The following is a 14,956-nucleotide window of genomic DNA, read 5'->3' as shown; positions in this document are numbered from 1 at the left end:
CGACTGCCTATTAGTCACCGCCACAGTGGCAGCTAAGATAGTAGCGCAAAGCGGGAATAGCTACTCATCCAACCCCGCCCGAAACTTTTTATAATCATTCGCCGTCTGCTTTACCGCCTCTATCATCGGTACATGACCGACCTCTTCCATCATAATGACTTGCGCTTGCGGGATAATCTCTTTTATCAAGATAGCCGTTTCAGGTTTAATCACCCGATCTTCTTCACCCCACACCACTAGTGTTGGAATATCATACTCAGCTATCACTTTGGCGCGCTCCTCTACATTGTCCTCAGTAATTTGCTTTAAAATTTTGGCATCTAGCTCTTTATTAGCGATTCTCTCTTGTGCAAACACCGCTTTTACTGACTTTGGTATATAAGGCGGCTTATACATAACAAAATCATATAAGCTATAAATATCTTCTGTCTTATTAATCAGTAGCGGATTATTCTCAAGCGTCGCACCCTCAAGCGATTTTGGAATACCTGATGACCAAAACCCTGCGCTATCTATCAGCCATAAGCTTTTGACATCCTGTGGGTACTTGGCGGCATAGGCCACACTGATCGCGCCGCCCATTGAGTTACCAGCGATATGAATGTTAGAAGCGACACCTTTGGCTTGCAATAGCTCATGCAAACGCTCAGCTTGAGCATCAGCGCGATAATCGGCCGCCATTGGCTTACTAGAATTACCAAAACCGAGTAAATCAGGAGTGATGAGATGATAGCTATCTAGTTGATTAGCAATGCGGGTAAAGTTATCTTTATTGCCGCCAAAGCCATGAATCAGTAGTAAAGGCTCGCCAGTCACATTAGCATTCTCAGCATAAGTTAGCGTATCGCCTGAGGCTAAAGTAAATGTCTTTATATCAAGATCTGATTTATTACGTTCGTACTGCACGAGCTTTTGAGTGGTACTAATGGCGAGGGTATTAGGCGCAGTGGTACAGCCTACCACTGACATACTAAAGATAGTGGCAAGAGCTAAGCGTTTTAATGGCATTGAAAATCTTCCTACAAATGAATTTTAATTACAATCTTAAAGGTAAATTCCTGCTTAGACTTTTTAATTTATAACTTTGTAGTCAAAATATTATTCCTCTGCGTTAACAAACAACACTACCGCTTAACTGATTACCTTTCTAATCAAGATAGAATGAATGGTGTCATTTATAATAAGCGTTTTTATCGTAAAATGAAAAGCCAACCGAAAACAACTGGAATGGCGCAAAAGGATGCACCTTGAGCGATACTAGTACTTCTGCTGATAAATCACGTGACCTTACCGAAGGGTCGATTGCCAAAACCATGTTGCTGTTCGCCTTGCCAACCCTTGGCTCCTCGGCACTACAGTCTTTGAACGGCTCGATTAATGCCGTTTGGGTAGGTCGGTTTTTGGGTGAAGAAGCGCTTGCTGCGACAGCGAACGGTAATATCTTGATGTTTATTATGATCTCATTCGTGTTTGGTTTTGGGATGGCGGCGACTATTTTTATTGGTCAGGCTATGGGGGAACGCGACAATGTCAAAGTCAAGCGCACTATGGGAACGGCGCTAGGGAGCATTATTCCGATAAGTATCTTATTGTCGGCGATAGGCTGGCTATTTGCACCGACGCTACTTGATCTGCTCGGAACGCCGCCAAGTGCGTTTGAGCTCGCTCTGACTTATCTGCGCATGATTTTTATTGCGATGCCCGTGACTTTGACCTTTACGCTGATGATGATGGCACTGCGTGGGACGGGCGATTCCACCACGCCGCTATGGTTTATCGCTATGTCAGTGGTGATTGATCTGATTTTGACCCCGACGCTTATTTTAGGTTTAGGGCCTTTCCCTGAGTGGGGCATATTTGGTTCAGCCTTTGCTACTGCTGTTGCTAATACGCTAGCGCTAGTCGGTATGGTGGTCACCATGTACTGGAGGGGTTCGGCACTAACGCTCAGTATGCCAGAGCTAAAATTTTTGAAGGTAGACCTCAGTATTTTGAAGTCTATGTTCTCAAAAGGCCTGCCGATGGGTTTGCAGATGATTGTCATCTCAACCGCCGCGCTGACTATGCTCTCGCTGATCAACCGCGAGGGTGTACAGACGACCGCCGCTTATAGCGCCACCCAGCAGCTTTGGACTTACGTGCAGATGCCAGCTATGGCACTCAGTGCTGCTGCCAGTGCCATGGTCGCACAAAACATCGGTGCCAATCAATGGAGTCGCGTGGCTGGGATTACCCGCTGGGGACTTATCTTTAATGTGATATTGACAGGTACTATGATTGGCGTGCTGACCCTCTTTGATAAAACTATTTTGGGCTTTTTTCTAGGTAGCGATAGCGCAGCGGTACCGATCGGTCGACATATTCAAATCATGGCGACTTGGGGCTTTCTCTTTTTTGGCATAGCGCAAGTGTTTTTTGGCACTATGCGAGCCAATGGCTATGTTATCTGGCCACTGATGGTCATGGTGGTGTCGATGTATCCTGTGCGCCTTGGCTTTGCTTTTGGTATGTATCCTATACTTGGCACCGATGCGCTTTGGTTATCGTTTCCAGCAGGTATGGTAGCGACTGCAGTAATGGGAGGAGCATTATATCTGCACGGTGGCTGGCGCAAAGGTAAAAATCTGTCCAAAGAGGAGGCCGCGCAAGGGTGCGAAGGCTATCGCACGCAGATGGGCACTTCGGCATCGTGTCGTGATCTGGCACCAACTACCTCGTGGAAGCCTTTACCTTTACGCCATGTGGTGAACTTGCATCGACGCCTGCGCGAGCATGATTCGACAGCAAAAGAATGATAGGTGCTATAGGTACATATGCAATCGAGTAGTATTGTGACGGTAAGCAAAGAACACTTATTAATAACAATACATTATATAAAAAAACATAGTATGTGCTATGATTTCATTACTTAGCATTTAACTATAATAGTAACTAACTATAAAGGAAGAATTATATGGCTACTGCAACCGATTATGTCAGCACCCTGTTCGATGACAAGAGCAATCCGAATAAAATTACCTTAGCCTTTACCATGGCAGGTATAGCCCTGAAACAAGGTCATACGGCGACTGTTATCTTAATGGTGGATGCGGTGCATTTAGCACTACCTAACGCCTTAGATAATATCAATATTGGCGCTCCGTTTGAGCCTGCTGGCAAGTTACTAGAAGCCTTTATTGAGCAAGGCGGCAACGTACTGGTCTGTGGTGCCTGCATGCAGCACAATGGCGTTGAAGAATCAGCGATTGATAAGCGTTTCGAGGTTATCAGTGGTGATGATGTAGTCAAGCTATTGATGAGTGCTAAAGGCTCGTTACAGCTTACTTAATAGCTGACTCTAGTATAAAAATACCTTCACAGCTCACTCAATAGAAAGTCAGCCGCCGCTACCTAGATAGCGGCGGTTTCAATTCATCTTACAAAGTTTAAGGCCAATCAGTGTGGTAGTGAGTATAATATGCAATCAAAATTATATAAAAATAATAACTGTTATCTACTAAAGTTCTAAACTGAGCACTATTATGGCAAATCTCCCTACCCTCAGAATACGTACCCGTCGCAAATATTATCGGCTTATCTTTACGGGGATTATGGCATTGATGATGTCGCTTATTATCTCAGCAGCGCTTATCACAGTTAAAACAGGCATTCATGATGGGTTCTTTATGACGCTACTACACTCGTGGGGGTTGGCGTTTGTGTTTGCATGGCCGAGCGCTTATTTTTGTGCTTATGTGGTGCAAGAGCATATCTTGAGTCGTATTGAGTTTTATTAAAACCTCCCTCATCTATTACGAAGCTTTCATTATACCCCTACCTCCCAAAAACCGCTAAGATAGGCTAAATACTCTTTTAATATAGAGAACGCTATGAGTCAATCGCGGCGGACTATCGAGCAACTGCTCCAGCAAGGCCAATTGCCTTTATCGAATGCTGAGGCAGCAGCCACCCATTTGCAAGTTTATCCCAGCGCGTCTACTTGGCGCAGCTTCTTTGATAAAGCCGCGTTGATTATCGGTGTGATTGCACTGAGCTTAGCGCTGGTGTTTTTCGTGGCCTATAACTGGCAGGACTTGGGCAAGATGGGCAAGTTCGCTTTAGTCGAAGGCGCATTAGCTATGACTATTGCGCTGTACGTGGCGCTCTCTTTTCGTAAGCGCTACACCCTTATTCGTCAGCTCCTTCTGCTTATTGCTAGTATCATTACAGGTAGCTTGCTGGCGCTATTTGGGCAAGTTTATCAAACAGGTGCAGACACGTGGCAGCTGTTTGCTGCTTGGGCCGTATTGATTATTCCGTGGGTACTTATCGCGCGCTTCCCTGCGCTGTGGCTATTGTGGTTGGGTTTGATTAACGCCTTGACCTTGCTCTATATTGATACCTCACTTTTTGCTAGCTTAGACTATTATTATCAAGACTTTTGGCGGTTTACTCTAATAGCTGTCGTTAACTTTGCAGCCTTGTCTTTATGGCTATTTTGCTTTGAAAATACACGTCTAAAACATCAAAACACAAGCTTACATTGGAGTACTTATACGGTCGCGTTATTAAGCGCTTACAACGTCTCTTCTTTGACAATATCGACCGTTTTCGGTAATAACAGCCTTCTATTACTTTTCATTGCAGCCTCACTGTGGCTTAGCTGGTGCGGGTTTATATATTGGCGCTTTAAAAGACAGCAATTCGATTTACTGATGCTCACCTATTTAAGTGGCTCTATCATTGCTGTGGTTATGTGTTGGGCCATTGAGCTAAAGCCCAGCAGTATGGATGCTAGTGGATTTTTAATATTAGCTGTCTTGTTGATTAGCATGAGCTCATATGCAGTCACTTGGCTACGCAAGGTGGCGCGCGCCAACTATCAGAGCAATGAGAACAATACGTCATATACGGCAGTCAAAGGGGGCGATCATGAGTAATGATACGCGCAATTCAGCCTTTTTAGAGCTACAACAGCAAGGCTTAATCGATGCTAATCTGGGCACTGATCGAGCGGGTGATAATAACCTCCAACATGACCCGAAATCAGATACGCCTTGGTTTATAAAAGTACTGTTTGGCTTTAGCGGTGTCTTTGCCAGCCTATTATTGATTGGATTCTTGTCTCTACTATTATTCGAGACAAAGGCCTTTGATAGCCTGCCTGCTTTACTCGTCATCGGGCTGTCACTGAGCGCTGTCGGTTTTGTACTTTTTAAAAGCCAGCACACTCGTCATAATGTATTTATGAGTAGCTTAGCCTTTGCTATCAGCATAGCGGGCCAATCCTACGTAGCTTTTGCTTTATTAGCTAATGAGTTACCAGAGCCTTTAGATATTTGGCTGTTTTTGCTTATTCAGCTGGCTATGACGCTGATCATGCCAAACTTCGTCTATCGTTTATTGAGCGCAGTCATCACTTTGAGCGCTGTGGTTTATCTACTTAATTACTATTACATAGCAGAAATCAGTTTAGGGCTATTGGCATTTATCGCTATAGTCAGCAACTTACAACGCTATTCATTCGCTCAACATATACCTATCAAATGGCATGCTGCTACCTTGAAAATTATCAATGCGGTCGCTTATGCCAGCGCACTCATGTTACTTGCTGTCTCGGTGTATTTTATCGCGGCTGAATATGGCAATGGCTTTATTCGCAATGACGAGGCTTTTGGCTACAATTACTACTTAGCTCAAACTCTCCTGACACTCGCCAGCTTATACGCCGCCTACCTTATATTGCGTCGCTATCAAGTCAAACTGCTTTCAACACTAGGGATAATATCGATCGTTGCTATCCTTATTTTGGGCACACTATCGATCTATGTGTCAGGTCTATTAGCCACTAGCTTAGTCGTTATAATCGCAATGGCCAATAGCCAACGAGTGCTACTGGGTGTCGCTATCATCGCCTTAGTCAGCTATATATTCTGGTATTACTATCAGCTCGACACCACATTACTCACCAAATCTATTTCCATGTTCGTTATCGGTATTGCAATACTGCTGATGCGCGGGCTGTTGATTATCTTTTATCCTGCGCGTAGTGCAGCGACAGCAAATATAAGTGATATTAATCATGAGGAGCGCCCGCTATGAGCGATATAAACGCTAATATATTGGCTCGGAATCCTCTACCCAACCCAAAACCATGGTGGCAAAAACGCGCGTTCAAAATCGGTATTGCGCTACTAGGCTTGCTCTTAGTCATTGCGGTTATGACTATCAATGTTGCTAAATATGAGACGCATTTGGCAAACGGTGATACGGTGCTACTAGAGCTGGCTCCCGTCGATCCGCGTGGCTTTATGCAGGGCGATTATATGACCTTAAGCTATGCTATAGCAGATGACATACTGACTGCATCTGAGCAACGCCGTAATGAGGTTGAATCGAGCAACGGCTATGCCATTATCCAATTAGATAAAAACAACGTTGGGCAGTTTGTGCGTTTAGCAGATAGTAACAATCGTAATAATTTGGCGACTAATGAGCTGCCCATCTATTATCGTATTCGCCGCAATCAGGTCAAACTCGCTACCAATGCTTTCTTTTTTCAAGAGGGTCACGCGGAGGCGTTTGAGGGCGCTGAATATGGTTTATTTCGAGTGAATGATAAAGGCGAGCCATTACTTACGGATATGGTCAATGGCGAATTTGCGGTTATTGAAGGTGTAAGTATTCAGGACGAAAACATTGTAGACGAGAGCGCTGAAAATACAGGTCGCCAAGGTACTGGTATGTAAAATTAGCAACGCTCATTAACCAAATTAATATTGCGCTAAATGCATGTGACTTGTTACTGTTGCTCACGACTTAAAGTAAACATTTAAAATAAATCAATAAATTAAGGAAATTACCATGCGTAGCGCAACTTATGATCATTTTGGCAAACCTACCGAAGTACTATCTATAAGCGATCGCCCAATTCCTGAGCCCAAAGCCAATGAGGTACGAGTCAAAACTGTCCTTGCCTCTATCCATAATCATGACCTTTTGACCATTCGTGGCAAATATGGCTTCAAGCCTGAAATGCCTGCTATTGGTGGTTCTGAAGCGGTCGGTATCATTGATGCAGTCGGTGATGAAGTCAAAGACCTAAAAGTCGGTCAACGTGTGGCAGCTGCTAGTGTGCAAGCGACCTGGGCAGAGTATTTTGTCGCGTCAGAGGATATGGTATTCCCTGTACCCGATAGCTTAGATGATGAGATGGCAGCACAATTAGTCGCTATGCCACTTAGTGCATTAATGCTACTTGAGTTCTTAGAAGTCGAGAGCGGTCAATGGGTCATCCATAATGCTGCTAATGGCGCAGTCGGTAAGTCCTTAGCAATGCTAGCCGCAGCTCGCGGTGTAAAAACCATCAATGTGGTACGCAGTAAGGAAGCCATTGGAGAGTTAGAAGCTATCGATGTCAAAAACAATATCAATACCGAAGATGAGGATTGGAAAGAGCAAGTAAAAGCTATCATTGGTGAAAACAAGATTAGCGCAGCGGTCGATTCAGTTGGTGGTGAAGACAGCGGTGCGCTCCTTTCACTACTCGGTCATGGTGGCGTGTTTGCGGTATTTGGTGCAATGTCTGGTAAGGCAATGGTACTCAATCCCACGGATATTATCTTTAAGCAAGCGACGTTAAAAGGCTTTTGGGGTAGTAAGCTTAGCCAAGAGATGAGCGTAGAGAATAAACAGCGCTTAGTCGATGAGCTGATCGATCGCGCGGTGAATGGTCAATTAAAATTGCCAACGGAAGCGACTTTTGATCTAGCTGATATATCAAAAGCAGTCGATGGAAAAACTCAGTCTGAGAAGACAGGTAAAGTGCTATTAAAGCCTTAAGTTATTATCTTGTACGCTTCTCTACATTCATGAATAAAGACGTACCAAAAAACTAAGTAGGAATAGCCTTATGTCTAACGATACAAAGTTTAAAGCCTTAGTCGTCCGCGAGGTCAGCGATGGTGAATTCAATAAAAGCATTCAAGAGCGCAATATCAGCGACTTGCCAGAGAACGACTTGCTCGTCGAAGTGCATTATTCATCATTAAATTTCAAAGATGCGATGTCAGCCTCAGGCAATAAAAGAATCACCAGAAACTATCCACATACCCCTGGTATCGATGCCGCTGGTATCGTGGTCAGCGATAAGTCTGGCACCTTCAAAGCAGGGCAAGAGGTCGTGGTATTCGGCTATGATCTCGGTATGGATACGGATGGCGGTCTAGGTCAGATGATTTCTATCCCTGCCGATTGGGCAGTCGAATGTCCATCTTCCTTAACACTAAAAGAAGCGATGATTTATGGTACTGGCGGCTTAACGGCAGCGTTGAGTATTCAAAAGTTAGAAAAAATGGGTGCAAAACCTGAACATGGTCCAGTCGCGGTCACGGGCGCAACGGGCGGTGTCGGTAGTATCAGTATCGCAATTTTGAGTCAATTGGGCTATGAGGTCATCGCCTTCTCTGGTAAACCTGAGCAAAGCGACTATCTAAAAGAGCTGGGTGCAAGTGAAGTCCGTCATCGCGATACCATCAATGAAGTCGGTAATAAACCTGCTGGTCGTGAGCTATGGGCAAACGCCATTGATACGATTGGTGGCGATTATCTAGCCAATTTACTCAAGCAAACCAAAGCAGGCGGCGCGGTGACCTCTTGTGGTCTAGCGAGTGGCGCTGATTTTTCGATGTCAGTGATACCTTTTATCACCCGCGCGGTGTCCCTACTCGGTATCGATTCAGTCTACATTCCATTAGCGGATAAAAAGGCAATTTGGCAGCGCGTGTCCACCGATATGAAGCTGCCTAATCTAGAAAATTATGGTGAAGAGATTACGCTTGAGCAAACGCCTGAGTACTTAGATCGCTTTATGGCGAGCAAAACCGTTGGGCGTTATGTGGTAAATGTTCGGGGTTAGGATTCATATAAGAATTCTTTTAGAAGCCATATTAACTTTAGGTTAAGTATGGCTTTAACTCATTATTAAGCTTATAATTTTATTTACCTGAGTTACAATAAAACCGTTAAGTAGCGCAACTTTATTTCCATTCCAATAGTGACCAATGTTAATCATTACCTCTTCTACATTATCAGCAATCGTAAAACTCTTTCTTGATAAATCTAAATCTTCATCTAAATAATCTTCAATTAGGTAAAGTGAAACTACTAGATTCATCATTAACCAACGATAATTTTTTAAGAAAAGACTAGTATCCCTCTGAGTTTCTTCAGATAGCTTATTAAAATCATCTGTATTTGACACTTCTGTACTTATTTTCGCATCAAGTCTCTCAACTTCAGCTAGAGTGGCTTGTGGTCTTTCAAAATTTGTATTAGATGCTTTATCTAACTCTGTATCGGTTGGTAAGTTTTTAATTCTAGATAGTGTCTCAAAAGAATCAAGACTACTTAACGATTCAAGCTGTCTAAAAGCTTCTGTTGCTTTAGACATGATGCTACTAAAATCACCGAATTGGCTTTCAGATATAATGCTTTTCGGTAATACAAATTGTGTTTGAGGTTTTAAACCTAGATGAGTTGCTTCAAACGCATCTTTAAAAGCTTTATTGAGTTCTACTGATTCAAAAAACCGTGTGTTAAGAGAATTTGATTCAGTCAAACTCTTTATCATTTCTGCTATAGAATCATAAGCAACCAGTTTATTTTGAGGAAAAGTTTTAGATAGTTGAGATAACAAATCTTGATTCGCCATATTTTCGGCCAATGTTCTGACAGGCTCTAAATCATTTAATACATTTGAAAGATCAGCTAATGATCCAGTGGCATAAGAAAGCGAATCCAGTCGCGTCCGAGCTTCATTAGCCATTTTTATTGCTGGTGATCGAATCATACTCTCAAGATTTTCGTTCACTCGTATCAACTCCTTTTATTAATCAGTCCACAGGTATTTTGTATAGTTTGTATTTGAGGGCAGTCAGAAACATAATCAACTAAAATTTATTTTCAAAATTTTAAATTAAAAAAGCACTCAATCCGATTAAGTGCTTTTAATAATTCTACTTAATACCATTAGTGGTTTTAGCGTTTTAAATTATGAACAAGCACCAGCCTGTTGCGCTCCGTAAGTTGCTTCGTCTACAGTGTATTTACTGCCTGCACTAGACGAAAGCTGTTCGATAAGTCCATCACAAGAAAAACCTGTCATATCAAGATATTGTTCGGCTGACCTTACAGCCTGCTCATTCCAATCAATGTTTAGACTATCCACTGCTACGGTAGCATCAGTGATCTCATAACCACTTCCTGCGTCTGATGAAAGCTGTTCAATAAGCCCATCTCTTGAAAACCCAGTCATATTAATATACTGTTCTGCTGATCTAACCGCATTTTTTTGAGGTCTACTTAAACCTTCTGCCTCTTCTACTTGAATCTCTTCTTGTTTTATTTCAGTCTGTTCAGGAGTTGTATTTGCAACTTGATTCACTGTGTTTTCTTCAGTTGATTGCACAACTGTAGTTTCTTGCTCTGCTGAGTCGTCTCCAAAAATAACACCAATAATAATAAGTCCAATAAATATAATAACAATCCATTTAAATAATTTCTTCATATAAACTCCTAAAAAACAACTTAGACTGCGAAAATAGTCTCTAATATTGATATTTACACTTGACACTTTGTAGTCACATTTAAACACTGAGAGTAACCTAAAGTTGGATTTTAGATAGTTGTTAGTAAGATTGCAAACCTAAATCTATTACTTTAAGATGTTTTACAAAACGAAAAAACACCCAACCAAGTTGAGTGTTTTTTTATTTATGACAAGCTGTATATCAATTCAAAAAATTTGAGTAGCTAGGAAAACGAGTGCTAGCACTACATCAAGTAGGCTAAGCGAGTTTGACAACGCTAATCAGATTTTTAGGTTGATAGCTTTTATTAAGTGTTACTCCCACTCAATCGTTGCAGGTGGCTTACTCGACACATCATAAGTCACCCGTGACACCTCAGCGATTTCATTCATAATACGATTCGATACCGTCTCTATCAAATCATACGGCAGATGAGCAAAGCGCGCAGTCATAAAGTCTACTGTCTCAACGGCACGTAGCGCAATCACCCACGCATAGCGGCGACCATCACCGACCACGCCGACGGACTTGATCGGTTGGAATACCGCAAACGCTTGCGCAGTCTTCTCATACCAACCTGAACGCTCTAACTCTTCCATAAAGATGGCATCAGCAGAGCGCAGGATATCGGCGAACTCTTTAGTCACTTCGCCCAAAATACGCACACCTAGACCTGGTCCTGGGAACGGATGGCGATTTATCATCTTCGCAGGTAGACCTAAGGTAAGACCTAATTTACGCACTTCATCTTTAAACAAATCACGTAACGGCTCAACCAATTCAAACGCCAAATCATCTGGCAGACCGCCAACATTATGATGGCTCTTAATCACATGGGCTTTACCTTGATGCGACTTGGCGGATTCGATGACGTCTGGATAAATCGTCCCTTGCGCTAAGAACTCGATGACTTTACCGTCGCTTTGCTCGCTGACTTCACGAGCGCTATTAGCGAAGACATCGATAAAGGTTTTACCGATAATTTTACGTTTAGCTTCAGGATCAGACTCGCCAGCCAATGCGGTTAAGAATAACTCTTCGGCATCGACACGGATGACCTTGACACCCATGTTTTCAGCAAAGATTTGCATCACTTGGTCGCCTTCATTGAGACGGAGCAGACCAGTATCGACAAATACACAGGTGAGCTGATCGCCAATGGCTTTATGCAATAGCGCTGCCACGACTGAGCTGTCGACTCCACCCGATAAACCAAGTAGAACTTGCTTATCACCGATTTGCTTTTTCAGTTGTTCGATACGCATATCGATAATATTGTCAGCCGTCCAGCTACCCGCGCAGTCGCAAATCTCATGGACGAAACGACCGAGTAATGCTTGACCTTGCTCGGTATGAGTGACTTCTGGATGGAATTGGAGACCATAATAATGGCGGCTGTCATCAGCCATAATCGCAATCGGACAGCTTGGCGTACTGGCGACAATATCAAAACCTTGTGGTGCTTCAATCACTTTATCGCCATGACTCATCCACACATTCAGCTTACCTGCTGCATCTTCGATACCGTTTATAAGCGTCGACTTACCATCGATATTGATCGTCGATGCGCCAAATTCATGAATATCGCTAGCGTGAACTTTGCCGCCGAAGCGCTCTGCCATCGCTTGCATACCGTAGCAAATACCTAATACTGGTACACCTAAGTCAAAGACCGCATCATTGATACGTGGGCTATTCTCAGCATGGACGCTCTCAGGACCACCCGATAAAATAATGCCTTTTGCGCCAAAATCGATGATGCGCTGGGTATCGATATCAAACGGGAACATCTCACAGAATACGCCAGAATCGCGGACACGGCGAGCAATGAGCTGGCTATATTGCGAGCCAAAATCGAGAATTAAGATGCGATCTTCTTTGATAGCGGGAACATTAGTATTCGAAGGGGCAACGGTTGTCATAAAAGGATGTCCATCAATAGATAAAATTGGTGGCCTATTTTAACAAGATTTAAGAGAATAATGGCGATTGGTGTGCTGATTAATCATGACTATTTTATTTATTACTTAAATAAGCGTTCTTATTAGTCATATTACCGCTCACTTTAGTTATAGGTGGTTGAATAGTGGCTGTAAAAGGCAGTTATTATTCACCAGTTTTATATATAATTTTAGTCAATATTTTGTAAAAATTTATCTAAACACCCTACAGAATAGTGTTACAGTGTTAAGGTTAATTTAACAGTATAAGCTACGGATTCGGCGGATACTTCAAGCGATATACTCTTTATTTGTATTTAATCAAACCCACTCCAAAGCCTTTGCGGCCTTTGAAAATAGGATGAATCATTATGAAAACGGACTTTCTATCTCCTTCAGTTTTAAAAATTAGTGCGCTCACTCTAGCGATCGCGGCAGCCTCTTTGGGATCGACTACAGCGATGGCAGCTGAGTGTCAATTGGCTAGCGGAAATGCAGGTGGTGCGGTCAGCTTTGGGACAGACGCTTTAGCTTGTGGCCCATTCACTAGTGCCTTTGGTGATAATTCCACTGCTGTCGGTCAAAACGCAGTTGCAGCAAACGAGAACGATATAGCGATCGGAAACACTGCTTTTGCTTCTTTTGAAAACGCTATCTCCATCGGTGCTAACTCGCAAGCTGACGGCATTGATGCTGTAGCGCTTGGTGGTGGTGTTTCTACGAATGGTTCGCGTGCAGGAGCACAGGCTTTGGGTAATTCGACCACTGCTATTGGTGGTGAGAGCTTAGCGAATACTCCAGGTGCAACTGCTTTAGGCTGGCAAGCAGCAGCAACTGGCGCTATGGCTACCGCAGTCGGTCATCAAACTACAGCCTCAGGTGATCAAAGTTTTGCTGGCGCTGAAGATGCTGTTGCTTCAGGCACAAATGCTGTTGCCATCGGTAACACTGCAGTTGCATCAGGTGCCGATGGCGTGGCGATCGGCGGTGACCGCTCAGGTGGACGCGCAACGACCGCTTCAGGTACATCCTCGACTGCAATCGGTGGACAAGCTCAAGCCACTGCTGCAGGCGCATCTGCTATCGGTTGGCAATCTACCGCATCAGCGGAACGCGCGCAAGCTTTCGGTCATTTAGCCAATGCTAGTGGTGTTCGCTCAACCGCAGTCGGTGAAGCAGCTGCCGCACAAGGTGAAGCTTCTGTCGCTCTAGGTAATGGCTCAGTTGCAGGCGGCACGAACGATACGGTTGCTATTGGTAATGCTGCCAATGCAGGCAATAACTCAGCAGTTGCAGTCGGTGGTCAAGCGAATGCAGCAGGACTTGCAGCCACCTCGATTGGTTGGCAGTCCAAAGCTACGGCAGAGCGAGCGACCGCAGTTGGACATCTAGCTAACGCTAGTGGTGAACGCTCTACTGCTTTGGGTGAAGCGGCAAATGCTGGCGGCACTAATGACACTGTTGCCATCGGTAATCAAGCGAATGCAGGTCTTAATTCTGCTACCGCTGTCGGTGGTCAAGCCAATGCAGCAGGTCTAGGCTCTACTTCTATCGGTTGGCAGTCCAAAGCGACCGCTGAACGCGCGCAAGCCTTTGGTCATCTCGCTAATGCTAGTGGCGTTCGCTCTACCGCTGTCGGTGAAGCAGCAGCGGCGTCATCAGATAATGCTATCGCTATTGGTAATAATTCAGTCGCCTCAGGTCTAGATGGCGTTGCAATAGGTGGCGATAGAAGTGGCGTCCGTCAAACGACAGCTTCTGGCACTTCTTCAACCGCGATTGGCGCCCAAGCTCAGGCTACTCAAGCAGGCGCGACCGCAGTAGGTTGGCAGTCAACCGCCAGCGCTGAACGGGCGCAAGCTTTCGGTCATTTAGCCTCAGCAACTGGGGTACGCTCGACTGCAGTCGGTGAAGCGGCAAGCGCAGGCGGCTTAAACAGTATCGCTATTGGTAACGAAGCGTCAGCTGCGAACGACAACCAAATTGCTATCGGCGGCGCAGGTCAGTTGCAGGCCAGTACAACCTCACAGACAGGCAATACCAACATTGTCACAACTGATGCCAACGGTACTTTGGGTACTAGCGTCTCTGTAACTTCACTAGCGACTGTTAATCAGCTGGCTAATACTAATATGCAAGTTAGCGATTTACGCAGCCAGTATAACCGCCAAGAAGAACGCTTGGATGAAGCCGAAGACGGCATCGCTATGGCGCTTGCATTAGAGACCCCAGTCATTCCCTCAGGCAAACGCTATGCGATGACGATTGGTACGGGTTATTACAATGGTGGCTCAGCTCTAAGTACTTCATTTGCTAGTCGCTTGAGCGATACTATGTCGATCTCAGCGGGTGCAGGCGTTGGTCTTGATACGGGCAAAGTCGGCGCACGTGGCGGCGTGACTTTTGCTTGGTAAGCTGCCTATAACCATCTATCCAAGTTAGCTAACC

At 44.3% G+C, this 14,956-nt stretch carries 13 protein-coding genes; 9 read left to right on the top strand and 4 right to left on the bottom strand.

From position 1 onward, the window contains the following. Positions 1-60: 60 nt before the first annotated feature. Positions 61-1,008 carry an alpha/beta fold hydrolase gene (locus Q9G97_RS00140; protein ID WP_305899238.1) on the bottom strand — a complete coding sequence of 316 codons (948 nt, stop codon included), beginning with the start codon at positions 1,006-1,008 and terminating at the stop codon, positions 61-63. A 239-nt stretch (positions 1,009-1,247) separates the two neighbouring features. Between Q9G97_RS00140 and Q9G97_RS00135 the strand changes: the two genes are divergently transcribed. From Q9G97_RS00135 to Q9G97_RS00100, 8 genes are all read left to right on the top strand, one after another. Then, positions 1,248-2,795 (top strand): MATE family efflux transporter, encoded by a 1,548-nt coding sequence (locus Q9G97_RS00135; protein WP_305899237.1) that lies wholly within the window; start codon positions 1,248-1,250, stop codon positions 2,793-2,795. A gap of 158 nt (positions 2,796-2,953) precedes the next feature. Next, positions 2,954-3,328, top strand: a complete 375-nt coding sequence (locus Q9G97_RS00130) for a DsrE family protein (RefSeq protein ID WP_201570763.1) — start codon at positions 2,954-2,956, stop codon at positions 3,326-3,328. Positions 3,329-3,521: 193 nt separating this feature from the next. Then, positions 3,522-3,776: a DUF2798 domain-containing protein gene (locus Q9G97_RS00125; protein WP_201570755.1), complete on the top strand. Its 255-nt coding sequence runs from the start codon at positions 3,522-3,524 to the stop codon at positions 3,774-3,776. A gap of 93 nt (positions 3,777-3,869) precedes the next feature. After that, positions 3,870-4,919, top strand: a complete 1,050-nt coding sequence (locus Q9G97_RS00120) for a DUF2157 domain-containing protein (protein ID WP_305899236.1) — start codon at positions 3,870-3,872, stop codon at positions 4,917-4,919. Then, the gene (locus tag Q9G97_RS00115) at positions 4,912-6,081 is read left to right on the top strand and encodes a DUF4401 domain-containing protein (RefSeq protein WP_305899235.1); all 1,170 of its coding nucleotides are present in this window, start codon (positions 4,912-4,914) and stop codon (positions 6,079-6,081) included. Before Q9G97_RS00120 ends, Q9G97_RS00115 begins: the two co-directional genes overlap by 8 nt. Further along, positions 6,078-6,728 carry a GDYXXLXY domain-containing protein gene (locus Q9G97_RS00110; RefSeq protein WP_305899234.1) on the top strand — a complete coding sequence of 217 codons (651 nt, stop codon included), beginning with the start codon at positions 6,078-6,080 and terminating at the stop codon, positions 6,726-6,728. Before Q9G97_RS00115 ends, Q9G97_RS00110 begins: the two co-directional genes overlap by 4 nt. A gap of 115 nt (positions 6,729-6,843) precedes the next feature. Next, complete coding sequence (locus Q9G97_RS00105; RefSeq protein ID WP_305899233.1) at positions 6,844-7,821, top strand: zinc-binding dehydrogenase; 978 nt, start codon at positions 6,844-6,846, stop codon at positions 7,819-7,821. A 70-nt stretch (positions 7,822-7,891) separates the two neighbouring features. Continuing rightward, complete coding sequence (locus Q9G97_RS00100) at positions 7,892-8,896, top strand: oxidoreductase (protein ID WP_305899232.1); 1,005 nt, start codon at positions 7,892-7,894, stop codon at positions 8,894-8,896. A 54-nt stretch (positions 8,897-8,950) separates the two neighbouring features. Here Q9G97_RS00100 and Q9G97_RS00095 read toward each other — a convergent pair whose 3' ends face one another. From Q9G97_RS00095 to guaA, 3 genes are all read right to left on the bottom strand, one after another. Next, a complete protein-coding gene (locus tag Q9G97_RS00095) occupies positions 8,951-9,850 on the bottom strand; it encodes a hypothetical protein (protein WP_305899231.1) in 900 nt (299 codons plus the stop codon). A 180-nt stretch (positions 9,851-10,030) separates the two neighbouring features. Further along, positions 10,031-10,546 carry an Ltp family lipoprotein gene (locus Q9G97_RS00090; RefSeq protein WP_305899230.1) on the bottom strand — a complete coding sequence of 172 codons (516 nt, stop codon included), beginning with the start codon at positions 10,544-10,546 and terminating at the stop codon, positions 10,031-10,033. A gap of 336 nt (positions 10,547-10,882) precedes the next feature. Continuing rightward, positions 10,883-12,490 (bottom strand): glutamine-hydrolyzing GMP synthase, encoded by a 1,608-nt coding sequence (gene guaA, locus Q9G97_RS00085; RefSeq protein ID WP_305899229.1) that lies wholly within the window; start codon positions 12,488-12,490, stop codon positions 10,883-10,885. Between the two features lie 389 nt (positions 12,491-12,879). Between guaA and Q9G97_RS00080 the strand changes: the two genes are divergently transcribed. Beyond that, positions 12,880-14,922 (top strand): hypothetical protein, encoded by a 2,043-nt coding sequence (locus tag Q9G97_RS00080; protein WP_305899228.1) that lies wholly within the window; start codon positions 12,880-12,882, stop codon positions 14,920-14,922. Positions 14,923-14,956: the final 34 nt, after the last annotated feature.

The organism is Psychrobacter sp. M13, from assembly GCF_030718935.1.
In the GTDB taxonomy this organism is placed as follows: domain Bacteria; phylum Pseudomonadota; class Gammaproteobacteria; order Pseudomonadales; family Moraxellaceae; genus Psychrobacter; species Psychrobacter immobilis_G.
Note: the sequence above shows the minus strand (reverse complement) of the source record. Positions and strands in the feature narration are given on the sequence as shown.

Bases quoted from the DNA above. Each gene is read 5' to 3' on its own strand.
- Q9G97_RS00140 (WP_305899238.1), bottom strand. From the start codon at position 1,008: ATGCCATTAAAACGCTTAGCTCTTGCCACTATCTTTAGTATGTCAGTG.
- Q9G97_RS00130 (WP_201570763.1), top strand. From the start codon at position 2,954: ATGGCTACTGCAACCGATTATGTCAGCACCCTGTTCGATGACAAGAGC.
- Q9G97_RS00125 (WP_201570755.1), top strand. From the start codon at position 3,522: ATGGCAAATCTCCCTACCCTCAGAATACGTACCCGTCGCAAATATTAT.
- Q9G97_RS00120 (WP_305899236.1), top strand. From the start codon at position 3,870: ATGAGTCAATCGCGGCGGACTATCGAGCAACTGCTCCAGCAAGGCCAA.
- Q9G97_RS00115 (WP_305899235.1), top strand. From the start codon at position 4,912: ATGAGTAATGATACGCGCAATTCAGCCTTTTTAGAGCTACAACAGCAA.
- Q9G97_RS00110 (WP_305899234.1), top strand. From the start codon at position 6,078: ATGAGCGATATAAACGCTAATATATTGGCTCGGAATCCTCTACCCAAC.
- Q9G97_RS00105 (WP_305899233.1), top strand. From the start codon at position 6,844: ATGCGTAGCGCAACTTATGATCATTTTGGCAAACCTACCGAAGTACTA.
- Q9G97_RS00100 (WP_305899232.1), top strand. From the start codon at position 7,892: ATGTCTAACGATACAAAGTTTAAAGCCTTAGTCGTCCGCGAGGTCAGC.
- Q9G97_RS00090 (WP_305899230.1), bottom strand. From the start codon at position 10,546: ATGAAGAAATTATTTAAATGGATTGTTATTATATTTATTGGACTTATT.
- guaA (WP_305899229.1), bottom strand. From the start codon at position 12,490: ATGACAACCGTTGCCCCTTCGAATACTAATGTTCCCGCTATCAAAGAA.
- Q9G97_RS00080 (WP_305899228.1), top strand. From the start codon at position 12,880: ATGAAAACGGACTTTCTATCTCCTTCAGTTTTAAAAATTAGTGCGCTC.